We start from the raw sequence: 26,358 nt of genomic DNA, 5'->3' as shown, positions 1-26,358 counted from the left end.
ACCCATCCTACGCATCGCCCGATCGCGCGCCGACTCCGTATAATCCGCCGCAACCCGCACGGAGACGCGCCCGATGTACACCCGCTTGCTGAAATCGCTGAATCGCCTGCACCCACGCGCCTGGGACTTCGTCCAGCTGATGCGCCTGGACAAGCCCATCGGCATCTACCTGCTGCTGTGGCCGACGCTGTGGGCGCTGTGGGTGGCGGCCGAGGGCGTGCCGAGCGCGAAGAACCTGTTTATCTTCGTCTTCGGGGTGATCCTGATGCGCGCTGCCGGCTGCGTGATCAACGATTACGCCGATCGCAACTTCGACGGCCACGTCAAACGCACCCAAGCGCGGCCCCTGGCCAGTGGCAAGATCCAGCCGCGCGAGGCGCTGATTCTGTTCGCCGTGCTGGTGGCCGCCAGCTTCGTCCTGGTGCTGTTTACCAACGCCACCACCATCTGGCTATCCTTCGGCGGCCTGGCCCTGGCCGCCTGCTACCCCTTTATGAAGCGTTACACCTTCTATCCGCAGGTGGTGCTCGGTGCGGCCTTCTCCTGGGGCATGCCGATGGCCTTTACTGCCGAGACCGGCAGCGTGCCGGCCGAAGCCTGGCTGTTGTATATCGCCAATCTGCTGTGGACCGTGGCCTACGACACCTACTACGCCATGGCCGACCGCGACGACGACCTGAAGATCGGGGTGAAATCCACCGCCATCCTGTTCGGCGATGCCGACCGCCTGATCATCGCCAGCCTGCAGGGCCTGACCCTGCTGTGCCTGCTACTGGCCGGCGCACGCTTCGAACTGGGTATCTACTTCCATCTGGGCCTGGCCGTGGCCGCCGCCTGTTTCGCCTGGGAATATCACAAGACCCGCAACCGCAAGCCCATGGCCTGCTTCAATGCCTTCCTGCACAACCACTGGGCCGGCCTGGCGATCTTTGTCGGTATCGTCCTGGACTACGCTCTACGCGCATAGGATCGTGCAGGTGATAACCCATCAACCGCGGTCATCGCAGTGGTGGGTTTCACCTAGGCGGCACCGCCCGTCCCATGGGGCGTCTTCACCGGTCTTTGCCGCGCACCTGTCATATCACTGCAATAATTCCGTTATCTAATGCAGACCATTACAGCGAGATGACCCCGAGGCTTGACCATGGTTGGCAAGAACATCCTGATCGTCGATGACGAAGCACCGATCCGTGAAATGATCGCCGTGGCCCTGGAAATGGCCGGCTACGAGTGCCTGGAAGCGGAGAATACCCAGCAGGCCCACGCCATCATCGTCGACCGCAAACCCGATCTGATCCTGCTCGACTGGATGCTCCCCGGCACCAGCGGCATCGAACTGGCACGCCGGCTCAAGCGTGACGAGCTGACCGGGGATATCCCGATCATCATGCTCACCGCCAAGGGCGAAGAGGACAACAAGATCCAAGGCCTGGAAGTCGGTGCCGACGACTACATCACCAAGCCCTTCTCGCCACGCGAACTGGTCGCACGCCTGAAGGCCGTGCTGCGCCGCGCCGGCCCGACCGACAGCGAAGGGCCGATCGAAGTCGGCGGCCTGCTGCTCGACCCGGTCAGCCACCGCGTCACCATCGATGGCAAACCGGCTGAGATGGGCCCCACCGAATACCGCCTGCTGCAGTTCTTTATGACCCACCAGGAACGCGCCTACACCCGCGGTCAGTTGCTCGACCAGGTCTGGGGCGGCAACGTGTATGTCGAGGAGCGCACCGTCGACGTGCATATCCGTCGCCTGCGCAAGGCCCTCGGCGAGGTCTACGAGAACCTGGTGCAGACCGTGCGCGGGACCGGTTATCGTTTCTCCACCAAGAGCTAAGACGGTTAGGATGACCCGCAGGCCCACAAATGGCCTGCATAAAGGATTGATTGGCGGATGAGTTCTAATTGAATCAAGACTGGCGCGCGTCCCTGATACGTCGTTTGCTGCTGCTGATCGCAGCCTGCCTGCTGCTTGGCCTGATCACCGGCGAGTATGGTTGGTCCATGGCCCTGGGCCTGGCCGCTTACCTCGGCTGGCACCTGCAGCAATTACTACGTCTGCACAAATGGCTGCGCACCCGCAAGGGTGACGAAGCGCCGCCCGATGGCTACGGCCTGTGGGGCGAGGTGTTCGACAATATCTATCACCTGCAACGCCGCGACCAGAAGGCCCGTGGCCGCTTGCAGGCGGTGATCGACCGCGTGCAGGAGTCCACCGCCGCGCTGAAGGACGCGGTGATCATGCTCGACCGCGATGGCAACCTGGAATGGTGGAACCTCGCCGCGGAAAAACTTCTGGGCCTGAAGACCCCTCAGGACAGCGGCCAGCAGATCACCAACCTGGTGCGCGACCCACGCTTTATTGAGTACTTCGAAGGCAGCAATTACCAGGAACCCCTGGAGCTGCCCTCGCCGGTCAGCGACCGTGTGCGCCTGCAATTCCATATCACCCAGTACGGCAACCGCGAGCACCTGATGCTGGTGCGCGACATCACCCGCATCCATCAGCTGGAACAGATGCGCAAGGATTTCGTCGCCAACGTCTCCCATGAACTGCGCACCCCGCTGACGGTGATCGCTGGCTACCTGGAAACCCTGCTGGACAACGTTGATGCGGTCAATCCGCGCTGGCTGCGCGCCTTGCAGCAGATGCAGCAACAGGGCGGGCGCATGCAGAACCTGCTCAACGACCTGCTGTTGCTGGCCAAGCTGGAAGCCACCGACTACCCCTCGGACAATCAGCCGGTGGCGGTGGACCTGATGCTGCTGTCGATCAAGAACGACGCCCAGGCCCTGTCCGCCGAACGCCACCACCGCATCAGCCTGGAAGCCGACCCGCACTTGCGCCTCAAGGGCAGCGAAACGGAACTGCGCAGCGCCTTTTCCAACCTGGTGTTCAACGCGGTCAAGTACACCCCCGACGAGGGCGAGATCCGCATCCGCTGGTGGGCCGATGAACAGGGCGCGCACCTGGCCGTTGCCGACACGGGTCTGGGCATCGAGGCCAAGCACCTGCCGCGCCTGACCGAGCGCTTCTACCGGGTCGACTCCAGCCGCGCCAGCAACACCGGCGGCACCGGTCTGGGCCTGGCCATCGTCAAGCACGTACTGCTGCGCCACCGCGCGCGCCTGAATATCGTCAGTAACCCGGGCAAGGGCAGCACCTTTACCTGCCATTTCCCCGCCCAGCAGATGGTGCGTCGCGGTTAACCCGCCCAGCCGCGCGCCCGCGTGGCTCTGCCGTAGGGTGGATGGCGCTTTATCCATCCACCAGGAGCGACGCGCTGGCGGATAGAAAAGGACCTATCCGCGCGACGAAAGCGTTTTAACCCCACTTGCAAAGCCCGGCGTCTGCCGCCACTCTTAGCCGTCATTGGCCAACCGAACCCCTTATGGACCCCTCCACGAGTTACACCGCCACCAGCTATTTCGCCGATTTCGGCCTCGTCCTGTTCGCCCTCTTCCTGGTCCTGCTCAACGGCTTCTTCGTCGCCGCCGAGTTCGCCATCGTTCGCCTGCGCTCCACCAAGGTCGATGCCCTGGCCCAGGCCCATGGCTGGCGCGGGCATATCTTGCGCACCGTGCACAACCAGATGGACGCCTACCTCTCGGCCTGCCAACTGGGCATCACCCTGGCGTCCCTGGGCCTGGGCTGGGTGGGCGAACCGGCCTTCGCCCACCTGCTCGAACCGCTGCTCGCGGCCATCGGCATCGAGTCGCCGAAGCTGGTCCACGGCATCGCCTTCTTTACTGCCTTCGCGATCATTTCCTACCTGCATATCGTGGTCGGCGAACTGGCCCCGAAATCCTGGGCGATTCGCAAACCCGAGCTGCTGTCGCTGTGGACGGCCGTGCCGCTGTACCTGTTCTACTGGGCCATGTACCCGGCGATCTTCCTGCTCAATGCCAGCGCCAATGCCATCCTGCGCATCGCCGGCCAGGGCGAGCCGGGGCCGCATCACGAACACCATTACAGCCGCGACGAACTCAAGCTGATCCTCCACTCCAGCCGTGGCAGCAACCCCAGCGACCAGGACATGCGCGTGCTGGCCTCGGCCGTGGAACTGGGCGAACTGGAAGTGGTGGACTGGGCCAACTCCCGCGAGGACCTGGTCTCCCTGCCGCTGACAGCGGCCCTGGATGAGGTGTTCAGCGTCTTCCGCCGGCACAAGTACAGCCGCTACCCGATCCATGACGAAATCAGCGGCGAGTTTGTCGGCGTGCTGCATATCAAGGACCTGCTGCTGCACCTCTCCTTGCTGGAGATGCTGCCCTCGGCGCTGAAACTGGCGGAGCTGATGCACCCCATCGAACGGGTCGGCCGGCATATGCCTCTGTCCAACCTGCTGGAACAATTCCGCCAGGGCGGCTCGCACTTCGCCCTGGTCGAGGAGGCCGACGGCAAGGTGATCGGCTACCTGACCATGGAGGATGTGCTGGAAGCTCTGGTTGGCGATATCCAGGACGAGCACCGCAAGGCCGAGCGCGGCATCCTCGCCTACCAGCCAGGCAAGCTGCTGGTACGCGGCGACACGCCGCTGGCCAAGGTCGAGCGCCTGCTCAGCGTCGACCTCGATCACGTCGAGGCAGAAACCCTGGCCGGCCTGGTTTACGAGACCTTGAAGCGCATGCCCGAGGAAGAAGAAGTGCTGGAAGTCGACGGCCTGCGCATCATCGTCAAAAAGATGAAAGGCCCGAAGATCGTCCTGGCCAAGGTGCTTAAGCTCGACTGAGCAACCCAGGGTGCGCGGTGCGCCGGTGGTGCGCATGGCGCACCCTACACGTTAGCGCCATACGCCGGCTGCAGGATTACTCGCCACCCACCGCAAAATTGGGCAGGCTATTGACCGGTTGAGCGAAGTCGAAAGGGATGGACTCCAGCGACAGGCCGACGTTGCGCTGCACCACGAAGTGCAGGTGCGGGCCAGTGCTGTTGCCGGTGTTGCCGGAACGGGCGATAAAACTGCCGTTGGTGACCCGCTGGCCTTCGCGCACGCCAACCGAACCCTTCATCAGGTGCAGGTAGACGCCCATGGTGCCGTCGTCATGGAGGATGCGCACATAGTTGCCGGAGGGGTTGTTGCCGCGCCCGCTCTGCTGGTTTTCGGTCTTCACCACCACGCCGCCACGGGCCGCGACAATCGGCGTGCCTTCGGGCATGGCGATATCCATGGCGTAACGGCCTTTCGGGGTGAAGTGGCTGTACTTGCCGTTAGCGCCCTGGGTCAGGCGGAACGGGCCGCCACGCCAGGGCAGCGGGTAGTTCTTCTGGGTCGGTAGTAGGCGCGGATCACCCAGGGCATAGCGCAGCTTGGGGGTGTAGCGCAGCGGCTTGCCGGCGTCCTGCGCGGTCAGGGTCACCAGGCGGATCTGGCTGCGCGGCGGCAGCACCCAGTTGATCGGCTTGTTGGGCGCGCCAACGACATTGGCAAGCTGCTCCAGGCGCAACTCGACCTGCACCGGGGCGTAGAGATCATTGCGCACCAGCAGGGTTTCGCCGGCTTCGTGCTTCTTGGTTTCCAGCTTTACCTGGTTGTCCAGGCGCTCAACCATGCGGTCGCGGAACACGAACACCTGGGCACCGGGGGCGGCCTTGTCGGTGTAGGTCACCACGCCGTTGGCATCGGTGTACTTGTAGATGGTCAATGCAGCGGCCTGGCCGGCAAAGACCAACACGCCACAAAGTAGTATTAGACGCCCTAGCATAACGACCCAGTTCTTATGATTGGTTGGCCATGATCGTTCAGATTAGCAGCGCTGGCAGGAGCATGCGAGGCGGCATCCGCCGGGCTGTGATGCAGTCGTTGGCGATCGGGCCGACAAGCCGTTACGCACCCGGGCTGAAGTGCTTCTGCGCGGTGCCGCGGGCGATCAGCCGGGAAATATAGTCGAGCTTCTGCGGGTCACTGTCGACAAACCTGAAGGTCAGTTGCAGCCATTCACTGTCGGGCTTGGGCTCGAAGGCCGCCACCGCATGCAGGTAGCCGTTGAGTCGGGCGGTTTCCGCAGCCTCGCCCTGCTCCAGGTCGAGCACCGCGCTTTCCAGCACCTGAGGCAGCAGCTCGGTGCGCTTGACCACCAGCAGCGCTTCCTTGAGGCTCAGGGCCTTGATCACACAGGCCATGGTGCCGCCGGGCAAGCGCAGCTGGCCTTGACCACGGCCGCTGGCCGGCGCGGCCTTGGCGGCTGCGGGTTGAGCGGCAAAGGCGGCCGCAGCCGTGGCCACAGGCGCAGCAACCGGCTTGAGCACTTCGGCCTTGCCGGCGGTCAGAGCGGACAGCGAGTCGTTAGCGAAGGCCCCAGTACTAAGCATCTTCGGCGGTGCGCTGGCCATCAGCGCCTGCAGCTTGCCGGCACGGTGCAGGGCCTTCTTGACCTTGGTTACCAGTTGTTCGTTGGAGAAGGGCTTGCCAATAAAGTCGGAAACCCCGGCCTGGATCGCCTGCACCACGTTGTCCTTGTCGCCACGGCTGGTGACCATGATAAAGGGCACGGTTTTCAGGTTGTCCTGCTCGCGGCACCAGCTGAGCAGCTCGAGCCCGGACATTTCCGGCATTTCCCAATCGCAGAGGATCAGGTCAATGCCTTGCCGACCTAGCAGTTGCTGGGCCTTGCGCCCGTTCACTGCTTCCACGATCTGCACGCCGGGAAAGTGGTCGCGCAGCCCCTTCTTCACCAAATCGCGAATAAAGGTTGCATCGTCCACCACCAGCACGCTGACTTTGCTCATCGGCCACTCCCATTCAGATGGCCTTAAGCATAGTCGCGGCTGGTGGCCAAAGGCCAACCGAAATACGCCTTATCTCGCCGCGGGGACGATTTACGTGCGCTAGTTGTCCTTGTTGGTGCCCTGCACTTCTTCCTGCATGCGGGTAAGACCGATGTGCTTCACATCGGTGCCGCGTACCAGGTAGATCACCAGTTCGGCGATATTGCGCGCGTGGTCGCCGATACGCTCCAGCGAACGCAGGGCCCAGATCACATTGAGCACCCGGGAGATCGAGCGCGGGTCTTCCATCATGTAGGTGACCAGTTCGCGCAGGGCGGTCTTGTATTCGCGGTCGACGGTCTTGTCGTACTGGGCCACCGACAGCGCCAGGTCGGCGTCGAAACGGGCGAAGGCGTCCAGCGCCTCCTGCACCATCTTGCGCACCTGATCGCCGATATGGCGCACTTCGACGTAGCCGCGCGGCGACTCGCCTTCCTCGCACAGGAGGATGGCGCGCTTGGCGATCTTGGTGGCTTCGTCGCCGATGCGCTCAAGGTCGATTACCGACTTGGAGATGCTGATGATCAAACGCAGGTCCGAGGCCGCCGGCTGACGACGGGCGAGAATGCGCACGCACTCCTCGTCGATATTACGTTCCATCTGGTTGATCTGGTCATCGATTTCGCGCACCTGCTGAGCCAGACCGGAGTCGGCGTCGATCAGCGCGGTAACCGCGTCGTTGACCTGCTTCTCGACCAGGCCGCCCATGGCCAGCAGGTGGCTGCGCACCTCCTCCAGCTCGACGTTGAACTGCTGGGAGATATGCTGGGTAAGGTTGTCTTTGTTGATCATGGTTCGCTCCGCGAATGCTGCCGGCTTGGGTGGCCATGGTGCGCACAGCGCACCCTACTAATTGTCAGGTCGATGGGCTTTGGCAGAGGGTGCTGGGCAAGGAGGCGGAACGCAGACAGTACAAGTAGTACGGCAAGTTCCGCCGACGCAGTCCAGCGCACTCTGACATGGCCATCAGCCATAGCGACCGGTGATGTAATCCTCGGTTTGTTTCTTCGCCGGGTTGGTGAACAGCGTATCGGTATCACCGAACTCGATCAGTTTGCCCATGTACATAAACGCCGTGTAATCCGAAACCCGCGCCGCCTGCTGCATATTGTGAGTAACGATAACGATGGTGTATTTGGATTTCAGTTCGTAGATCAGCTCTTCGACTTTCAGCGTGGAAATCGGGTCGAGGGCCGAGCAGGGTTCGTCGAGCAGCAGCACTTCCGGCTGTACCGCCACAGTACGGGCGATGACCAGACGCTGTTGCTGACCGCCGGAGAGGCCGAGTGCCGATTCGTGCAGGCGGTCCTTGACCTCATCCCACAGCGCCGCGCTTTTCAGTGCCCATTCCACGGCTTCATCGAGCACGCGCTTCTGGTTGATGCCCTGAATACGCAGACCATAGACCACGTTCTCGTAGATGCTCTTGGGGAACGGGTTGGGCTTCTGGAACACCATGCCGACGCGACGACGCAGCTCGGCAACGTCTTCGCCCTTGCGGTAGATGTTCTTGCCGTCGAGGTTGATTTCGCCGTCCACGCGGCAGCCGTCGACCAGATCATTCATCCGGTTGAAGGTGCGCAGCAGGGTCGACTTACCGCAACCGGACGGGCCGATAAAGGCGGTGACGCGCTGCTTGGGGATATCCAGCTGCACGTCAAACAGGGCCTGCTTGTCGCCGTAGTACAGATTCAGGCCCGGCACCTGGATGGCCGTGGTTTCCGCCGCCAGGTTGAGGCTCTGCTTGTCGCGGCCCAGGGCCGAGATATCGATGCCGTGGGTATGTGCTTCGTGTTGCATGGGATGCTCCCTACGCTAACAAATTCGTTGACCATTCCCTCTCCCCGCAGGGGAGAGGGTCAGGGTGAGGGGCGGAGTTCATAACCCTCACCCCCGCCCTCTCCTTGGAAGGGAGAGGGGGTTAAAGCATTAGTGATCCAGCGCCTTGTACTTCTCGCGCAGGTGGTTGCGGATATACACCGCCGCCATATTCAGCACCACGATAACCAACACCAGCAGCAGCGCGGTGGCGTACACCAGCGGCCGCGCGGCCTCGACGTTGGGGCTCTGGAAGCCGACGTCGTAGATGTGGAAGCCCAGGTGCATGATCTTCTGATCGAGGTGCAGATACGGGTAGTTGCCATCCAGCGGCAGCGAAGGTGCCAGCTTGACCACACCCACCAGCATCAGCGGTGCCACTTCGCCAGCGGCACGAGCCACGGCGAGAATCAGACCGGTCATCATCGCCGGACTGGCCATTGGCAGCACCACGCGCCAGAGGGTTTCCACCTTGGTCGCACCGAGGGCCAGAGAGCCTTCACGCACAGCCCGTGGAATCCGCGCCAGGCCTTCTTCGGTGGCCACGATCACCACCGGCAGGGTGAGAATCGCCAGGGTCAGCGAGGCCCAGAGCAAGCCCGGGGTACCGAAGGTCGGTGCCGGAGCGGACTCGGGGAAGAACATGCGGTCCAGCGAGCCGCCCAGCACATAGACGAAGAAGCCCAGGCCGAACACCCCGTAAACAATCGCCGGTACACCCGCCAGGTTGTTTACCGCGATGCGGATCACCCGGGTCAGCGGGCCCTGTTTGGCGTATTCACGCAAGTAGATGGCCGCGACCACGCCGAACGGAGTCACGATCACGGCCATGATCAGGGTCATCATCACGGTGCCGAAGATCGCCGGGAAAATCCCGCCCTCGGTGTTGGCTTCACGCGGGTCGTCGCTGACGAATTCCCACAGCTTGGCGAAGTAGAAGCCGAGCTTGTCGCCCATGCCCATGGCGTTGGGCTGGAAGGCCCGCACCACCTTACCGAGGCTGATGGTCACTTCGCGGCCATCGACGGTCTTGAGTGTGACGCTGTCGCGGTTGAACGCCTGATTAAGGGCGATCAGATCGGTTTCCAGCACCTTGTACTCGGCATCCCATTGTGCGCGCTCGGCGTCCAGCTCGGCCTGAGCGACCTCATCCAGCTTGCCCTGCAGCTCCAGCTTGCGGGTTTGCAGACGGATACGCTCCAGGCCTGCGTTGATCCGCCCGATGTCCTTCTTCTCCAGGCGCACCAGGTTCTTGTGCAGCCGCTCGACGCGCTCGAGGCGCTCCTGCAGCTCGGGCCAGCTGGCATCGCCCTCGGCGACCAGTTCGCCGGCTTCCTTGACGTTGACCAGGTAGCCGTAGAAGTTGCCCCACTCGCGGCGCTCCAGCGCCGTAAGGTTTTCCGGAGTGCGCAGGTTGCTCAGCCATTCGCCGACTACCCAGGTGAAGTCCGCGCCATACACGTCGCGGTTACCCACCTTGAACAGCTCACGGGTCATGAATTCGCCGCCCTCGGCGCTCACCGGCAGGCCGGAGGCCGCAAGACGGGCGCGCGGTACTTCCTCGATCTGCGTGATCTCGCCGGCCATCACCTTGGCTTCCTGCCCAGGCACCTGGTAGACGGCTTCGACGATATCCGCCGGCCAGAAGTGGCCAAGGCCGCGCACGGCGATCACCATCAGTAGACCCAGGGTCATGATTACCGCGATCGACACCGCGCCGGCGTTCATCCAGACCCAGGGCGTACCGCTCTTGAACCAGGCTTTCAGGTTGTTCTGTTTCACGGACATCACACCTTCAATGAAATCTTGCATTCACCCCCCTCTCCCGCCTGCGGGAGAGGGGCTGAGGAAGAAGGTAGCGGCAAACCACCCTCACCCGCCCTGCGGGCACCCTCTCCCGAAGGGAGAAGGTCATCAGTTGGGCCTGCTGCGCAGGCCATGTTTTACAGCGAAGCGTATTTGACGCGCAGACGCTGGCGCACCAGCTCTGCCAGGGTGTTCATGACAAAGGTGAAGCCGAGTAGCACCAGCGCCGAGAGGAACAGCACGCGGTAGTGGGTACCACCGACTTCCGATTCGGGCATTTCCACCGCCACGTTGGCCGCCAGGGTGCGCAGGCCTTCGAAGATGTTCATGTCCATGATCGCGGTGTTACCGGTGGCCATCAGCACAATCATGGTTTCGCCAACAGCGCGACCCATGCCGATCATCACCGCCGAGAAGATGCCCGGGCTGGCAGTCAGAATCACCACCCGCGTCAGGGTCTGCCACGGCGTGGCACCCAGAGCCAGGGAGCCGAAGGTCAGGCTCTTGGGCACGCTGAACACGGCGTCTTCGGCAATCGAGTAGATGGTCGGAATCACCGCAAAACCCATGGCCAGGCCGACTACCAGGGCGTTGCGCTGGTCGAACGGGATGCCCAGATCATTGCTCAGCCACATGCGCATATTGCCGTCGAACAGCCAGTTCTCCACATGCCCGCTCATGGCCAGCGACACATAGCCCACCAGCAGGATCACCGGGATCAGCATCGCCGACTCCCAGCCATCCGGCACGCTCAGACGGATCGACTCCGGCAGGCGGCTCCACAGGTAGGCCGTCAGCAGGATGCCGATGGGGGTGAAGATCAGCAGGCTGAAGATGCCCGGCAGATGGCCTTCCACATAGGGGGCGAGGAACAGGCCGGCGAAGAAGCCAAGAATCACCGTCGGCAGGGCTTCCATCAGCTCGATCACCGGTTTGATCTTGCGACGCAGCGCCGGGGCCATAAAGTAGGCGGTGTAGAGCGCGGCAGCGATGGCCAGCGGTGCGGCCAGCAGCATGGCGTAGAACGCCGCCTTCAAGGTACCGAAAGCCAGCGGCGCAAGGCTCAGCTTGGGTTCGTTGTCGGTGCTGGCGGACGTCGACTGCCAGACGTGGCCGGGCGCGTCATAGTTTTCGTACCAGACCTTGCCCCACAGCGAACTGAAGGAAATTTCCGGGTGCGGGTTGTCGATGAGTATGCGTTGCAGCTGGCCATCACTCTCCACCAGCACGCGGTTGGCACGCGGCGACAGGGCGGCCAGGGCCTGACCCTCGGCGACTTGCTCGACCAGCAAAGTGCGGTGCGCGGTGCTATGGAAGATACCCAGATTGCCTTTGGCATCCAGGGCGAAGAAACCCTTGCGGCGCTCTTCCGGGAGAATCTGGATGATCGGGCTGTCGGCCAGCTGGAAGCTGCGGATCGACTTCAGCACCGCCTTGCCGTCGGCCTCGCGCACCATAAACCACTGGGCGATGCCGCCGCTGCTGTCACCGATCATCAGCGAGATGCCGCCGAGCAGCGAGGTGGCGTTGCTGACTTCCAGCTTGCCATCGGCCAGCAGCTTGTAGCGGCCATTCAGGCTGTTGCTGCGCATGTCGAAGACATCGGCGGTGGCGCGACCGTTGACCACATACAGCCACAGGTGACGCGGGTCGATGATCAGCGCCTTGATCGGCTCGGCGATCTGCGGCAGGGCGACGCGCTCTTCGCTGAGGGTCACCTCGCCGGTCATCATGTTCTCTTCGCGGCCCAGGCTCAGCACGTGCAGCTCGGTGCCGGTGGAGCCGGCCAGCATCAGGGTGCCGCTGTTCAGGCTGACGCCCATGTGATCCAGCTCGCGGCCCTGAGGGTCGAGCTCGATCGGCGCTTCGCCGAAGGGGTACTCGATGCTCGGCGTGATGGTTTGCACATCATTCGGGTAGCTGAGCTTGTAGACGTGCTGGAACACCAGCACCTGGCCGTTGGACAGACCCAGGGCGACGCGGTTGCTGCCTGGTGCATCCTGGCCAACCGAAACTATGCGCGCATCCGCTGGAATGGGTAGCTGCACGTTGCTTAGCGGCTGCATCTTCTTCGCATCGAAGAACTGCACCTGACCGTTCTGGTCCAGACGCATGGCCATCTGGTTCTGTTCTTCCAGGGTCAGCAGCAGCGGCGCGGCGGCTTCGTTCAGCCAGGCGGCCTGCACAGGCTTGCGGCTGTCCATGCTCGCGCCCTGGAACATCGGCAACACTACATAGGCCAGGTAGAAGAAGATCAGGGTAATGGCACCCAGCACGGTCATGCCGCCAATGGACACCGCCCAGCGCGCCAGGCGGTCCTTGAGTGCGCGCATGCGTCGCTTGCGCTGCAGGGCCGGAGTGTTGAAGTCCAGCCCGAGGGATTTGGTTGGTGCGGTCATGGTTTCACTAGCCAAGTCATTCATAGGTAAGAGCGTCTCTGCGCAGCCATGAGCGCGCCATAGTGAGTTCTGTCGCTATACGAGCGGCCAACTCTAGCCGGACTATGTGACAGAAAAGTTACAGCGCTTTGACAAAGCAACGCCCACCAGTCGTAAACGAAGGCGGGCGTGCGACTTACTTTATGGTCTGCCATCCCTGGCGACCACCCTGCGGGCCGTCGCTGCGCGACGTTAAAAAGGGTTCCCGACCATTTTTTGGCGTCCTTGCCTGTACCGGGATTACTCCAGGCCCAGTTCCTTCAGGGTCTTGGAAGCCACTTTGCTTGGCAGCGGGATGTAGCCGTCTTTCACGACAACTTCCTGACCTTGCTTGGACAGCACCAACTTGACGAACTCGGCGTCCAGCGGGCTCAGCGGCTTGTTCGGGGCCTTGTTGACGTATACGTAGAAGAAACGAGCCAGGGGGAACTTGCCAGCCAGAGCGTTTTCTTCGTTGGCGTCAAAAGCTTCGCCGCCTTTCTTCGACAGCGGCACAGTCTTCACGCTGGAAGTCTTGTAGCCGATGCCCGAGTAACCGATGGCGTTGATGGTGCTGGAGATCGACTGCACCACGGAAGCCGAACCCGGCTGCTCGTTGACGTTAGCCTTGTAGTCGCCTTTGCACAGGGCTTCTTCCTTGAAGTAGCCGTAGGTGCCGGATACCGAGTTACGACCGAACAGCTGGATCGGCTTGGCAGCCCACTCGCCGGTCATGCCCAGGTCACCCCAGGTTTTGATATCGGTAGCGCCACCGCACAGGCGGGTGCTGGAGAAGATCGCGTCAACCTGAGCCATGTCCAGGCTCTTGATGGGGTTGTCTTTGTGTACGAATACCGCCAGGGCGTCGATGGCCACCGGTACGGCAGTCGGCTTGTAGCCGTATTTCTCTTCGAACGCCTGGATCTCGGCATCCTTCATGGGACGGCTCATCGGGCCCATGCTAGCGGTGCCTTCAGTCAGAGCAGGTGGCGCGGTGGAGGAACCGGCGGCCTGGATCTGGATGTTGACGTTGGGGTATTCCTTCTTGAACTCTTCAGCCCAAAGGGTCATCAGGTTGGCCAGGGAGTCGGAACCCACGCTGGACAGGTTGCCCGATACGCCGGAAGTTTTGGTGTAGCTCGGCAGAGCCGGATCGACAGCAGCAACCGCAGTGGCGGTAGCCACGCCAGCGGCGACAAAAGTCATGGCCGCCATCAAACGCTTAAGTTTCATGCCTTACTCCTAGCAGACTAGTTTTGGATTGAACGAGCCAAGTATCTTCGGGCCGTGTGACCACTCTATGTAAGCAATATGACAGTTAGATGAACGCTGAAAAAATCCTGCTCAACACTAGCCATAAGCCATGGTCGCCCTGCGACTGTCGAGTCGCTATACTCGGCAACACCCGCACTCCTGCGGGCCTGCGGAGCGTAGAAGCGGTTGTATCGTCACCCCTTCACCGCCCTGCACTGCGCCAATAACAACAACCGCGCCGCGAGCCTATCCGATGCACGATTTCGAACAGGAAGACCCCATCCCGCAAGGCGATCTGGCTTTGCAGATCACCGCATTGCCGCGTGAAACCAATGGTTTCGGCGATATCTTCGGCGGCTGGCTGGTGGCGCAAATGGACCTGGCCGGCACCGCCATGGCCAGCAAGGTAGCGGGCGGCCGCGTGGCGACCGTGGCCATCGACCGTATGGCTTTCCTGGTGCCGGTGGCAGTGGGCGCACAGCTGTCCTTCTATACGCAAACCGTGGAAGTGGGGCGCAGCTCGATCCAGATGCTGGTCGAGGTATGGAGCGATGACCCGCTGTCCAGCGAATGGCGCAAGGTTACCGAGGCGGTCTTCGTGTTTGTCGCCATCGACGGCAGCGGCCGCACCCGCCCGGTGCCGGCACGGCGATAGGATGGGTTAGCACCTACGCGGCCCGACCTCCGCGGCCCGCCCCATTCTACGGGCCGCACAAAAAATGCCGTTCACCTGACAGGTGAACGGCATTTTTTCTGGCGATCCGCAGGCTGTCTTGGCTTCAGATGCTCAACGTGCGCTTACCTGGCTGCGTACTTGCGTCGACCTGACCGCCCAATTGCATTGCCGCTGACCAGCGTTTGCACTCGGTTTGAGCATGTAGATGGCAAAATCATGACCAGCAGAAAACGCCCCGAGGAAGCCATCCAGGTCATGCTGCTTTCGATCCAAGGTGGCCAGTCAGCAGCTTCAAGTCATGATCAGCCAACGAAGCTCAGATGAAAATCGTCTTTCCCTGTAAAGGTATAACTGCCAAGTAGCTACGAGAACTCCCCGCATTTATGCGCGCGGCTGCTAAGCATTAGAGGCCGCAGGGAGTACTCGCTTGAGGATGTCGGCCAGCGTTACAACGCCCAGCAAGCGATCCGCACTCATGACTAAAGCAAGCTGAACGCTCGACTTGCGCATGCGCGTAAGCGCTTCATAGACGGGGGTTTTCGCGTCGAGCACAAAAGCTTCGCGGGCAAGCTCATGCGCAGACCGAGTCTCTGGCTCAAGCAAGGTGTCGCGTACGTGAACCACCGTCGGCTGGATCCCTTCGGTGCCCAACACGAGAATGCGCAAGTGTCCAGACTGGATGGCGGCAGCGCGAACATCCGCCACCGTCGCATCCCGCGTAACGTGAACCAGCTCCTCACCCTCGACCAGCAGCGTTTCCACGGGCAGCGTGCCTAGGTCGATCAAGCCTGAAAGCTGCTGCTGCATCTGCGGCATCAGCGTGCCGACCTTTGCCGAATGCTCAACCAGCTGGCGGATGGTCTCAATATCCTGACCGCCAACTGCAGCGCTTTCGACGGGCTCAACGCCTGAGGCCGTCACCAGACGGTTGGCGATTCGATTCACCCAGCTCAACAGCGGACGCAGCGGCCAGATATAGATGCGCGAGACGATACCAATTGCCAGAGCGGATCTTTCCGGGTGGGCAATGGCCCAGGACTTGGGTGCCATCTCGCCGACAACCAGATGCAGGAACGTCACCAGGAAAAGCGCGAAACCGAAAGCTGCGCCACCGGCAGCCCACCCAGGCAAGCCCCACGCGGTGAACACCGGGCCGAGCCAAACGTCGACCGCAGGTTTTGTCACCGCACCCAGGGCAAAGGTACAGAGCGTGATGCCCAGCTGAGCACCGGCAAGCATCAAGGTCAGATCATTCATGCCGCGCAGCGCGGCTCGAGCGGACAGACTGTTGACGGCCAGCTCTTCAAGGCGATGCCGGCGAGCGCCGAGCAACGCGAACTCGATAACAACAAACAAGGCACTCAGGGCGATGAGCGCGACTGTCGCTATCGTGACTATCAGCGGATCATTCATTGCTCTTCCTCCGCCATAGGTACCTTGACCAGTCGCACACGAACTTCAGTTGGTACGTGTCGTTCAATGCGCAGCACATCGACTTCGAGTCGATACCTTACAGGTTCGTCGGAAATTAGCTCAGCAGCATCGATAGGCAGATCAATGGTAACGGTGTCGCCTTGCGCTGGCAGTGCGCCAAGCTCGGCGATCAGCATGCCGGCAACCGTCTCGACATCAACGCGCGGCAGGTCGTGGCCAATAATGCGCCGAACCTCGTCGAGGTGAACGTCGCCTTCCATGGTCCAGGTGTCGTTACCCTCGGCGACGATGGCATCGCCGACTTCAGCATCATGCTCATCGGTGATCTCACCAACGATTTCCATGGCAAGGTCTTCAATCGTGAGCACCCCAGCGAAACCGCCGTACTCGTCGATAACGCAGGCCAACTGGTTGGTTGTTTGCACCAACTGGTCAAGCGCGTCTGGCAGCAGCATCAGCGTCGGCAGTACCTTGGCAGGTCGCATCAGCGACGCAACGGTTTCGTGACCGTTGCCCGCGTCGAGACGCGCCAGCACGTCGGCGAGATGGACAACGCCTACTGGCGCATCATCGTCATCAATCACCGGGTAGCGGGTGTGGGCTCGCGCCATCAGGCCGCGCAGCTCTTCGAGCGTCGTATCGGGCTCGACCCAGTCAACTTGGGAGCGGGGCACCATTGCGTGCTCGACGTTGCGCTGCGGGAAGTCGAGGATGCGATCCATCATGAGCGAAAGCTCACGTGGCAGATCGCCGCTGTCGCGTGAGTCAGCAATGATGTGCGGCAGATCGGTAGCCGAGGCGCTCACGTCGAGGTCATGAATAGGCTCGATACGCAGTAGCTTCAGGAACAGGTTGGCCGACTTGTCGAAGAAGCTGATCAACCAGCCGAAGGCCGACATATAAAAGAGCGTGGAGCGGGCCAGCCCGAGCGACAGCGGCTCAGGATTGGCGATGGCCAGGTTTTTCGGGTAAAGCTCACCCACGATCATTTGGATAATCGTCGCCGCTACCAGCGCCAGACCTGTGCCGACCGCCACTCTGGCTTCAACCGGAATACCGGTTCCTGCGAGCAGAACGCCTAATGATTCGCCGACGAGCGGTTCAGCAACATAACCCACAAGCAGGCCTGTGACGGTAATGCCCAGTTGGGCACCCGACAGCATAAAGCTTGTGCGATTCGTGACGGCCAGTGCGCGTTTTGCCGACGTATCACCTGCAGCCGCCAATGCTGCAAGCCGGGTGCGGTCGACCGCCATATAGGCAAATTCTTGCGCAACAAAGTAGCCATTCACCGCGATGATCGCCAGGATGACTAGGATGCCAAGAAGAAGGGTAAGAATAGGTTCGATCATTTGGCTGCAAGACCAAATTGAGGAGCTGGACAGCGGCTGGGTGTTGCGGGGCTGGGGTCCACGAAGGAGTCCATGCGGCTAAGGGATCGAGAGAATACGGGCGTTTGCTTCGTGTCGTCTAGCCAGAGAACCTTTTCCGTTTGTGAATGCCGGCTCTCATCAACCCATGGCCTAGAAAATGGAAATGCGCAGCTGGTTGCCACCAGCACAACCGCATTCCAATCACGCAAACACCGTCATAAAAGTGGGCAGTGATCGTTTACTCGAAGTCTGGCTCCAGCGCATTGAGACTGCCACTGACTGGTCAGGCGGGTGCACTTACGCACCTAACGCCGTAGGGGGCACCGTGCGCCCCTACCCTTTCAGGTCATCAGACCCACTGATCATTGCGCTTGCGCCGCACCCGCAGCAGGGTCGGCAGAAGCAGCCCGGCGAACAGCCCGGCACCGGCGATGCTGCCGCCGTAGACCATATAACGCATCAGCACCTGCTGGTTCTCTTCGCCCAACTGAGCCTGCACCTCGCGCAGCTCGGAGAGCGCCAGGCTCAGCTCGCCGTCCAGCGCCGCGCGGGCTGTCTGCGCCTCGTCGATCAGCGCCTTGCGGGCATCCAGGGTTTCCTGCATGCCCTGCACGCGGGCCTTCCAGGTGTCGTCGATACTCGCCAGCTCGGCACTGAGCTCGGCCACCTTCTGCTCCAGTTGCGGCAGGCGCTCGGTCTGACCGGGGACGTCCTGCAGATCGCGGCTGGGAATCCACACGGCGCTGCCGTTGTCGCCACGCACCTGGCTGTAATCCCCCTGGCTGCGCAACAGCTCGACCTTCTGCCCGGAAACCAGCGTACCGACGATGCGATAGCCATCAGTCGGCCCGCTGCGCACATAGGTATTCAGGCTATCGCTGACCCAGCGCTGATTGCTCGTGGCCTCCTCGGCGGAGGCCGGGGCACCCACCATCAGCAGGCCAGCACACAGCCAGGCAGCACGGGCGCGACGCAGCAACGGGGAAACACGGAAGGGGGACTGGCGGGATAGGGACATAGGGCAATCTTCACATGGCAATAGAACAAAACCCTCGAACGGGCGCGATAAAAGCCGGCCTGGCAAATTATTTGGACAGAAACGCGATCTGGGTGGAATGGAGGCAGCGCATGGCCAATGGCCAGGCAATCCACCCGATGGGCCGACAGCAGACAGACAGTCGGCATGCGGCTGGAGTTCACTCGAAGTTATGGGTGAAAGATCGGCGGCTAGCCGCCTCGCGACGCCCAACGCCTGACTGGGGGGCCAAGATGATTGGCCACTTCGTTCTCATCTCGAACTTGCACCGACTACCTCTTGCCAGTTTGTACTGGCGCACACATAGCCTTTTTAACCGCCTGCTAGCTGTCGGGTATCCAACCATGGGCCAGGGCATGCTTGAGCAGGTCTGCCGGCTTGTCGATAGCCAGTTTGCGCCTGATGCTCAGGCGATGGGTTTCAACGGTGCGTACGCTGATCTGCAGAGTGCGGGCCATGATTTTGTTATTCAGGCCTTGGGCGAGCATCAGCAGCACCTCGCGTTCGCGCGGGGTCAGTTCGTCTTCGCTGGGGATGGGTTTGACCAACTTGCGCGCGATATCGCCGCTGTAGAAACTGCCACCGGCTGCGATTGCTTCGATAGCCGCGACGATTTCACGGGAAGGCGCTTCCTTCAAAACGTAGCCACTGGCACCCACCGCCAGCGAGGTGCTCACGTATTCCTGATTGTCGTACATGCTCAGGATCAACACTTTTATCGCGGGGTGGCGTTCGCGCAATTGGCGGGTCAGTTCCAGCCCATTGATATCGCGCAAACCAACATCCATCAGCAGGATGTCGACTTGCGTGCGCTGCATCAGCTCGAATGCCTCGGCACCACTGCCGGCTTCCCCGACCACCTGGAAATGAGGCAGCACCTCGAGCAATGCGCGAATACCTTCGCGCACCAAGGCATGGTCGTCTATCAGGGCGATTCGTATGGTGGCAGCGGTCATGAGTGCGTGCTCTTGTTGTTTTGGTTGCTTCAGTCGAGTGGGCTGGGGGTCGGTAACGGCAGCGTCACCATCAGCTCCGTCTGGCCAGGTTGCGATGTAAGGGCGAAGCGCCCGCCAAAATGTTCGACACGCTCGCGGATGTTGCGCAAGCCAATACCGCCAGTAAGGGTGTCGAAATGCCTGGGGCTGAAACCGACGCCGTCGTCGCGAACCCGCAAACGCACCCGTTGCGCCCTGCCGTCGAGGCTAATGGCGACAGTGTGCGCTTGCGCGTGGCGCTCGATGTTGGTCAACGCTTCTTGCAGAATCCTGAATAGCGCCACCGCCATCCCATCGTTAAGCAGTGTATCGCCTAGGTCATTCTTGTAGTCGATCAACAGGCCGCTACGTTGCTCGAACTCGGCGACCAACTGACCAATCGCGGCAGGCAGGCCGAGGGTGTCGAGCAGCGAGGGATGCAGGTCGTGAGAAATCCGCCGCACTTCACCGATGGCACCCGCCAGCCGCTCGGTGCCTTTGTGCAGCGTGTCCAGGCCCTGGTCATTGCCTGCGGCCAGTTCGAGGCTGGCCAGTTCGAACTGGAATTTGATCGAGACGAGCAGTTGGCTGATGCCGTCGTGCAGTTCGCGCGAGACCCGTGAGCGCTCCTCTTCCTGCAGGCTGACGATGCGTTGGGTGAGCAATTGCAGCTTGCGATCCGCCAGGCGATGCTCGCTGAGGTTCAGCGCCAGGCCGCCGGCGAATACCAGCAGCACCGCGACCAGGGCCAGGCCGGCAATCGCCAGCATGGTGGCATGGATGCCGTTGGTAGCCTCGTTATGCACTTGGGCAATCGCTTGGTCGACGTCTTCCAGGTAAATCCCCGTGCCAAGCATCCAGCCCCAACGCTCAAGCATGACCACATAGGCCAGCTTGTCGGTCACCTCGCCGGTCGACGGCTTCTGCCAGGCGTAATGCTGGAAGCCGTCACCGCTTTGCGCGCTTTGCATCAATGCTTGAATGACCAGCAAGCCGCGCGGGTCGGTCATGTCCCATAAATCCTTACCGACCAACTCGCCCTGGCGCGGGTGCATCAGGTTGCGCCCGTTGCTTTCGTAAACGAAGAAGTAACCGTCGCTGCCGAAGCTGATTCTGGCCAGCACCCCTAACACCTGTTGTTTGATCTCGGCATCGTCGCGGCCGCTTTCGTACAGCGGCGAAATGATGCTCAGGGCCATCTCGACATAGTGTTTGAGCTCGGCGCGTTTGCTCGCCAGGATGCTGTTTTCGATCAGGCGCGCCTGTTGATCGCCCAGGCGCTGGTTCTGAAAAAACACCAGCACACACACCACCGCCACGGCCAACAGTAACGGCAGCACGCTGAGTGCGACTATCTTGTGTTTGAGTTGCATGGGTTACGTTATTCCAGAAAAAACACAGCAATCTAAATGCGGAATTGACGTACCAGGGCACCCAGATTGTCGCTGAGCTCGGCCAGACTGAGCGCGGTCTGTGCGCCCTGCTGGGTCTCGTCGGCGACGCTGTCCACCGCTGTGGCGATCTGCTGGATGCTGCGGTTGATCTCTTCCGATACCGCAGTTTGCTCTTCGGCGGCGCTGGCGATCTGCGCGTTCATGTCGCTGATTGTAGCAATCAACTCACCGATGGCAGCGAGCGAGGTGTGGCCTGAGTCGCCTGTTGAAAAACTCAGACGCTTTCTCGACCAAGACTCTGGGATGCGGGCAGCGTTTCAAGACGGGATCAAATCGCGCCGAGCCGATGCCAATCGCTTGTGGAGCGAAGCATTTCTTCCCAGCCGGATACTGGGCGAGCATGGAGCGGCTACGCCTGCGTACAGCCCGAATCAGGTTTAAAAACCTGCTCGATATCCTGCGAGTGGTAGAGAACTACGTGCTGAAGGGCGGCAAGGGCAAGAAAGCACCTGCAATGCGCCTTGGGTTAGGCCAAAGGCCCAGTGAAATACGAGGATATCCTGTACTTCACCGGGCCTTTGATTTTCAACAGATTAAGTCAACGGCTCGCGGCGCGATGCCGGCGTTTTTGATGGCTCTGGAATCAGCCACGGATGTTGTAGATATCCTTTTCATTGAACTCGGCATAGTCGTACAGGCGCTGCAGATAAGCCTTCTGCTGCTCCCACACCTTGGCGGCGACCGGGTCGGCGGCGGCGCTGGCGTCGACCACTTCGGCGGCCACTTCCTTGAGCTTGGCCAGCACTTCGTCCGGCAGACGGCGCACTTCAACGCCTTCGCTCTTGAGTTGCTCCAGGGCTTCCATGTTCTTGCCGTTGTAATCGTCGAGCATGTCGCCGTTCACATCGCGAGCCGCAGCGCGGACGATAGCCTGCAGGTCGGCCGGCAGGGTTTCCCAGGCCTTGATATTGATATCCAGTTCGAACAGTACGCTCGGCTCCTGCCAGCCCGGGGTGTAGTAGTACTTGGCCGCCTTGTGCAGGCCCAGGGCCTGGTCGTTGTACGGGCCGATCCACTCGGTGGCGTCGATGGCACCGGTCTGCAGCGCGGTGAAGATCTCGCCGGCCGGCAGGTTGACCACGGTGCCGCCCATCTTGGTCAGCACTTCGCCGCCCAGGCCCGGGGTGCGCATCTTCAGGCCCTTGAAGTCGTCGACGCTGTTGATTTCCTTATTGAACCAGCCGGCGGTCTGCACGCCGGTATTGCCGCAGGCCATCGGCAGCACGCCGAACGGCTTGTACACCTCTTCCCACAGCTGCATGCCGCCACCACGGTGCAGCCAGGTGTTCATTTCCTGGGCGTTGGGGCCAAACGGCAGGGCGCAAAAAAACTGCGCGGCTGGCACCTTGCCTTTCCAGTAGTAAGGCGCGCCATGGCCCATTTCCGCGGTGCCGCGGGAGACTGCATCGAATACTTCCAGCGCCGGTACCAGTTCGCCGGCGGCATATACCTTGACCTTGAGGCGGCCGTTGCTCATTTCCTCAACCAGCTTGGCGAAGCGTTCGGCCCCCACGCCAACGCCGGGGAAGTTCTTCGGCCAGGAGGTAACCATTTTCCAGTTGAAGGTTTGAGCACCCGCGCCCTCTTGAGGCTTGGCGACGGTCTCAGCCTTGTCTTTGCAACCGGCCAAGGCCGTGGCTGCAAGGCCTACACCCGCTGCTGCGAGAATTTGACGACGTTTCATGTAAAGGTTCCTTGTTGTTGTTAAGGGGCTGAACACTGGGATCGCCAGCAATCAGCTAATACTGACTATCATAGGCACCAGCATCCCTCAAGCGCAGCGACTACGTACGTAGTATTGCGAGTTGCGACGCTTTTACCCCGCCACCTAGAATCCCAGGCCTTCTTGGCTCATAACAATAAGGATCTGCCATGACGACATCTCCTCCTCCGTTGCTGAGCATCGCGCGACTTATCGACTCGATAAACACCTGGCTCGGCAAGGCCTGCGCCTGGCTCACCCTGTTCCTGGTACTGGGTACCGCCATCGTGGTGGTCCTGCGCTACGGCTTCGGCATCGGCGCGACCGCCCTGCAGGAAGCGGTGCTCTATGCCCACGCCCTGGTGTTTATGGGTGCGGCCGCTTGGGTGCTGCAATGCAATGGCCATGTCCGCGTGGATATCTTCTATCAGAAGTTCAGCGGCCGCCGCCAAGCCCTGATCGATGGCCTCGGCACCCTGCTGTTCCTGTTGCCGGTGTGCCTGTTCCTGGGCTGGGCCAGCTGGGATTACGTCAGCAACTCCTGGGCGACCCTGGAAGGCTCCAGCGAATCGGGCGGCCTGAAGTTCGTCTATCTGCAGAAAAGCATCATCCTGGTGCTGGTGTTCAGCCTGGTCTTGCAAGGAATTGCCAACTTGATCAAATCCGCCTACATCCTCACCGGTCGTCTCCCCGCTGTGGAGGTGACGCATGGTTGAGTTGATGGCGATTCTGCTGTTTATCAGCATCTGTGCGGCGCTGATGGCCGGCTACCCGGTGGCCTTCACCCTGGGCGGCGTGTCGCTGCTGTTTGCCGGTATCGGCATTCTCACCGGCACCTTCGATGGCGGTTACCTGAGCGCCCTGCCCAACCGCCTGTTCGGCATCATGAACAACCAGACCATGCTGGCGGTGCCGTTGTTCGTGTTTATGGGGGTGATGCTGGAGAAGTCCAGGGTCGCCGAAGATCTGCTGGAATCCATGTCGCGGCTGTTCGGCACCCTGCGCGGCGGTCTGGCGATCTCGGTGTGCGTAGTCGGCGCGCTGCTGGCCGCCTCCACCGGTATCGTCGGGGCCACTGTGGTGACCATGGGCCTGCTGGCGCTGCCAACCATGCTGCGTCGCGGTTACGACCCGGCAATTGCCACCGGTACCCTGGCCGCTACCGGCACCCTGGGGCAGATCATTCCGCCTTCGATCGTGCTGGTATTGCTCGGTGACGTGATGTCCAGCGCTTACCAACAGGCGCAGTTGAAGATGGGCATCTTCTCGCCGAAGACCGTTTCGGTTGGCGACCTGTTCGTCGGCGCGCTGCTGCCGGGCCTGCTGCTGGTGGGCCTGTATATCCTCTATATCATCGGCGTAGCGATCTTCCAGCCGAAGAAGCTGCCGGCCCTGCCCCAGGAAGAACTCGGCCCTATCGAGTGGGGCAAGCTGATCAACGCCCTGGTACCGCCACTGCTGCTGATCGGCGCGGTGCTCGGCTCGATCCTCGCCGGTTACGCGACCCCCACTGAAGCTGCCGCCCTGGGTGCCCTCGGTGCCATGGGGCTGGCTCTGTACAAAGGCAAGCTGAACTTCAGCCAGCTGCGCCAGGTGGCCTACGGCACCACCGAAATCAGCGCCATGGTGTTCCTGATTTTGATCGGAGCCTCGCTGTTTTCCCTGGTGTTCCGCGGCTTCGGCGGCGAAGCGATGATCGAGGACATCTTCGCCCAGCTGCCCGGCGGCGTGCTCGGCGCGTTCTTCCTGGTGATGGTGGTGATCTTCCTGCTCGGCTTTATCCTCGACTTTATCGAGATCACCTTCGTGGTGGTGCCGATTGTCGGCCCGGTACTGCTGGCCATGGGGCTGGACCCGGTATGGCTGGGGGTGATGATCGCCCTTAACCTGCAGACCTCCTTCCTCACCCCGCCGTTCGGCTTTGCGCTGTTCTACCTGCGCGGAGTCACCCCGCCGTCGGTGCCGACCAGCACCATCTACAAGGGCGTACTGCCGTTTATCCTGATCCAGATCGGTCTGCTGGTAATCGCCTACCAGTTCCCCGGCCTGATTACCTGGCTGCCGGAACAGGTATACGGCAAGTAGCAAGTAGGGTGGACAGGGTGTTCAACCTTGTCCACCCGCTGCGCTAATGGCGGACAACCCTTCAGCATGTCCGCCCTATCCTTTTGCTCCAGTGGCGCGCCATGCCCACCCTTCCCTTACTCGCTGCGCAGTGCATCCACCGGGTGCAGGCGGGCGGCGCGGCGGGCCGGGGCGATGCCGGCGAGCAGGCCGATCAGCGCCGAGAGCAGCAGGGCCAGCAGCAGAAACTCCGGGGCCAGGCTAAGCGGCAAGCCGGGCAGGCTGACGTACAACAGCGCCATCAGCAGCCCCATCAACAGCAGGCCAAGCAGCCCACCGGCCAGGGACAGTAGCGCCGCCTCGGCGAGAAACAGCCCCAGCACCTGCCGCGGCGTGGCCCCGATGGCGCGCAGCAGGCCGATCTCGGCGGTACGCTCGCCGACCGTGGTGGTCATGATGGTAAGAATGCCCACCGCGCCCACCAGCAGGCTGATACCGCCCAGAGCAGCGATGGCGATGGTCAGGGTGCCGAGGATGCGATCCAGGCTGGCGAGCATGTCGTCCTGGGTGGTCAGGCTGAAATCCTCCTCACCATGGCGCTCGATCAGCAGCTGACGAATCCGCTCGCTCAACTGTTGCGATCCGATGCCGGCAGTGAACATCACATTGATCTCCATCAGGCCATCGCGGTTGAACAGGCTCTGCGCCCAGTCCACCGGGATATAGGCGATATCGTCGAGGTCGAAGCCGAGCAGCTGGCCCTTCTCCTCTATCACCCCAATCACCCGGAAACGCATGCCGCCGACCCGCACCAGCTCGCCCAGGGGGTTGGCGCTGCCGAACAATTCCTGGCGCAGCTTGTGCCCAAGCACCACATAGGGTGGCGAGCGGCCGTCGCGGGCCGGCGGCAGAAACTGCCCCAGGGCCACCCGGAAACGCCAGGCCTCGGCCAGCTGATGACCGCCGCCAATAATGTCGCTACGCCGGCTCATCACCCCGAACTGGATATCACCGCTGCCCTGGATAATCGGCACCACCGCGGCGATATGCGGCAGGCGCTGCAGGGCGTCGCTATCAGTCAGGCTCAACGGGCGCACGCTGCTGAGGATGCCGCCGAGGCCACCGGTCTGGGTCTTGCCCGGATGGATGGCGATAATCCGCGTGCCGAACTGGGAGAAGTTATCCAGTACATACAGACGCAGGCCCTCGCCCATGGCGGTAAGCAGCGCCACCGCGGCAATGCCAATGGCCACCCCGAGCAGGGTCAACAGGCTACGCAACGGCCGGCTGGTAAGGGTCGTGGTGGTCAGCCGCAGGCCATCCTGCCAGCGCATCATGGCAGTGACCTTATGTATGGGCGATTGGTGCGCACGGCGCACCCTACCCCGAACAACGCGCTCCACCCGTAGGGTGCGCCGTGCGCACCGGTTTTTTTCACCTGCGCCCGCCCAACCGTCACAAACGCCACAAGCGCTTCGCGGGCATGGGACAAGGTGTCTCCCACCGCTCCTACGGAAGATTGACGGTGGTTTACCTCAGACAGCGCGCCCGACCCGTAGGGTGTCGCGGGGCCGCCCAGACCGT

At 61.8% G+C, this 26,358-nt stretch carries 21 protein-coding genes and 1 pseudogene; 7 read left to right on the top strand and 15 right to left on the bottom strand.

Annotated elements, in window-relative coordinates; genetic code table 11:
* Window positions 1-73 precede the first annotated feature (73 nt).
* The 4 genes from ubiA to VMP31_RS06460 all read left to right on the top strand — a co-directional run bounded on the left by ubiA (window position 74) and on the right by VMP31_RS06460 (window position 4,730).
* Window positions 74-967, top strand: coding sequence for a 4-hydroxybenzoate octaprenyltransferase (gene ubiA / locus VMP31_RS06475; RefSeq protein WP_325505254.1), 894 nt, complete (start codon window positions 74-76; stop codon window positions 965-967).
* Between the two features lie 177 nt (window positions 968-1,144).
* Window positions 1,145-1,834 carry a phosphate regulon transcriptional regulator PhoB gene (gene phoB, locus VMP31_RS06470; RefSeq protein WP_090379663.1) on the top strand — a complete coding sequence of 230 codons (690 nt, stop codon included), beginning with the start codon at window positions 1,145-1,147 and terminating at the stop codon, window positions 1,832-1,834.
* A gap of 68 nt (window positions 1,835-1,902) precedes the next feature.
* On the top strand, window positions 1,903-3,207 hold the full coding sequence (gene phoR, locus VMP31_RS06465; protein ID WP_325505252.1) for a phosphate regulon sensor histidine kinase PhoR: 1,305 nt from the start codon (window positions 1,903-1,905) through the stop codon (window positions 3,205-3,207).
* Window positions 3,208-3,389: 182 nt separating this feature from the next.
* A complete protein-coding gene (locus tag VMP31_RS06460) occupies window positions 3,390-4,730 on the top strand; it encodes a hemolysin family protein (RefSeq protein ID WP_325505250.1) in 1,341 nt (446 codons plus the stop codon).
* A gap of 76 nt (window positions 4,731-4,806) precedes the next feature.
* Here VMP31_RS06460 and VMP31_RS06455 read toward each other — a convergent pair whose 3' ends face one another.
* From VMP31_RS06455 to VMP31_RS06425, 7 genes are all read right to left on the bottom strand, one after another.
* Window positions 4,807-5,703 carry a peptidoglycan DD-metalloendopeptidase family protein gene (locus VMP31_RS06455; RefSeq protein WP_325505248.1) on the bottom strand — a complete coding sequence of 299 codons (897 nt, stop codon included), beginning with the start codon at window positions 5,701-5,703 and terminating at the stop codon, window positions 4,807-4,809.
* 121 nt (window positions 5,704-5,824) lie between these two features.
* On the bottom strand, window positions 5,825-6,727 hold the full coding sequence (locus VMP31_RS06450) for a response regulator (protein WP_325505246.1): 903 nt from the start codon (window positions 6,725-6,727) through the stop codon (window positions 5,825-5,827).
* Between the two features lie 99 nt (window positions 6,728-6,826).
* The gene (gene phoU, locus VMP31_RS06445; RefSeq protein ID WP_325505244.1) at window positions 6,827-7,558 is read right to left on the bottom strand and encodes a phosphate signaling complex protein PhoU; all 732 of its coding nucleotides are present in this window, start codon (window positions 7,556-7,558) and stop codon (window positions 6,827-6,829) included.
* A 174-nt stretch (window positions 7,559-7,732) separates the two neighbouring features.
* Window positions 7,733-8,566 (bottom strand): phosphate ABC transporter ATP-binding protein PstB, encoded by an 834-nt coding sequence (gene pstB, locus VMP31_RS06440; protein WP_325505242.1) that lies wholly within the window; start codon window positions 8,564-8,566, stop codon window positions 7,733-7,735.
* Between the two features lie 129 nt (window positions 8,567-8,695).
* Window positions 8,696-10,372, bottom strand: coding sequence for a phosphate ABC transporter permease PstA (gene pstA / locus VMP31_RS06435; RefSeq protein ID WP_325506104.1), 1,677 nt, complete (start codon window positions 10,370-10,372; stop codon window positions 8,696-8,698).
* 155 nt (window positions 10,373-10,527) lie between these two features.
* On the bottom strand, window positions 10,528-12,813 hold the full coding sequence (locus VMP31_RS06430; RefSeq protein WP_325505240.1) for a phosphate ABC transporter permease: 2,286 nt from the start codon (window positions 12,811-12,813) through the stop codon (window positions 10,528-10,530).
* Between the two features lie 255 nt (window positions 12,814-13,068).
* Window positions 13,069-14,040 (bottom strand): phosphate ABC transporter substrate-binding protein PstS family protein, encoded by a 972-nt coding sequence (locus VMP31_RS06425; protein ID WP_325505238.1) that lies wholly within the window; start codon window positions 14,038-14,040, stop codon window positions 13,069-13,071.
* Window positions 14,041-14,314: 274 nt separating this feature from the next.
* On the opposite strand from VMP31_RS06425, the gene VMP31_RS06420 reads away from it, so the two are divergent.
* The gene (locus tag VMP31_RS06420; protein ID WP_325505236.1) at window positions 14,315-14,716 is read left to right on the top strand and encodes an acyl-CoA thioesterase; all 402 of its coding nucleotides are present in this window, start codon (window positions 14,315-14,317) and stop codon (window positions 14,714-14,716) included.
* A 417-nt stretch (window positions 14,717-15,133) separates the two neighbouring features.
* Here VMP31_RS06420 and VMP31_RS06415 read toward each other — a convergent pair whose 3' ends face one another.
* From VMP31_RS06415 to VMP31_RS06385, 7 genes and pseudogenes are all read right to left on the bottom strand, one after another.
* Window positions 15,134-16,150, bottom strand: a complete 1,017-nt coding sequence (locus tag VMP31_RS06415; RefSeq protein WP_325505234.1) for a CNNM domain-containing protein — start codon at window positions 16,148-16,150, stop codon at window positions 15,134-15,136.
* Entirely contained in the window at window positions 16,147-17,523 is a 1,377-nt protein-coding gene (locus VMP31_RS06410; RefSeq protein WP_325505232.1) for a hemolysin family protein, read from the bottom strand. Before VMP31_RS06410 ends, VMP31_RS06415 begins: the two co-directional genes overlap by 4 nt.
* Window positions 17,524-17,893: 370 nt before the next feature.
* Window positions 17,894-18,562, bottom strand: coding sequence for a TIGR04211 family SH3 domain-containing protein (locus tag VMP31_RS06405; RefSeq protein WP_325505230.1), 669 nt, complete (start codon window positions 18,560-18,562; stop codon window positions 17,894-17,896).
* A gap of 341 nt (window positions 18,563-18,903) precedes the next feature.
* The gene (locus VMP31_RS06400) at window positions 18,904-19,536 is read right to left on the bottom strand and encodes a response regulator transcription factor (RefSeq protein WP_325505228.1); all 633 of its coding nucleotides are present in this window, start codon (window positions 19,534-19,536) and stop codon (window positions 18,904-18,906) included.
* 29 nt (window positions 19,537-19,565) lie between these two features.
* Window positions 19,566-20,927 (bottom strand): cache domain-containing protein, encoded by a 1,362-nt coding sequence (locus VMP31_RS06395; RefSeq protein ID WP_325505226.1) that lies wholly within the window; start codon window positions 20,925-20,927, stop codon window positions 19,566-19,568.
* A 32-nt stretch (window positions 20,928-20,959) separates the two neighbouring features.
* Window positions 20,960-21,193, bottom strand: a pseudogene (locus tag VMP31_RS06390) (chemotaxis protein); the annotation flags it as partial.
* A gap of 398 nt (window positions 21,194-21,591) precedes the next feature.
* Window positions 21,592-22,692, bottom strand: a complete 1,101-nt coding sequence (locus tag VMP31_RS06385) for a TRAP transporter substrate-binding protein (protein ID WP_325505224.1) — start codon at window positions 22,690-22,692, stop codon at window positions 21,592-21,594.
* A 188-nt stretch (window positions 22,693-22,880) separates the two neighbouring features.
* Here VMP31_RS06385 and VMP31_RS06380 point away from each other — a divergent pair, with 188 nt between their 5' ends.
* Window positions 22,881-23,426, top strand: a complete 546-nt coding sequence (locus tag VMP31_RS06380) for a TRAP transporter small permease subunit (protein WP_325505222.1) — start codon at window positions 22,881-22,883, stop codon at window positions 23,424-23,426.
* The gene (locus VMP31_RS06375) at window positions 23,419-24,795 is read left to right on the top strand and encodes a TRAP transporter large permease subunit (protein WP_325505220.1); all 1,377 of its coding nucleotides are present in this window, start codon (window positions 23,419-23,421) and stop codon (window positions 24,793-24,795) included. The genes VMP31_RS06380 and VMP31_RS06375 overlap by 8 nt, the downstream gene beginning before the upstream one ends.
* 116 nt (window positions 24,796-24,911) lie before the next feature.
* Here the strand turns inward: VMP31_RS06375 and VMP31_RS06370 are convergent, their stop codons facing one another.
* A complete protein-coding gene (locus VMP31_RS06370; RefSeq protein ID WP_325506102.1) occupies window positions 24,912-26,108 on the bottom strand; it encodes an ABC transporter permease in 1,197 nt (398 codons plus the stop codon).
* Window positions 26,109-26,358 lie beyond the last annotated feature (250 nt).

The sequence above is a fragment of the Pseudomonas sp. genome, from assembly GCF_035512415.1.
GTDB lineage: Bacteria > Pseudomonadota > Gammaproteobacteria > Pseudomonadales > Pseudomonadaceae > Aquipseudomonas.
Note: the sequence above shows the minus strand (reverse complement) of the source record. Positions and strands in the feature narration are given on the sequence as shown.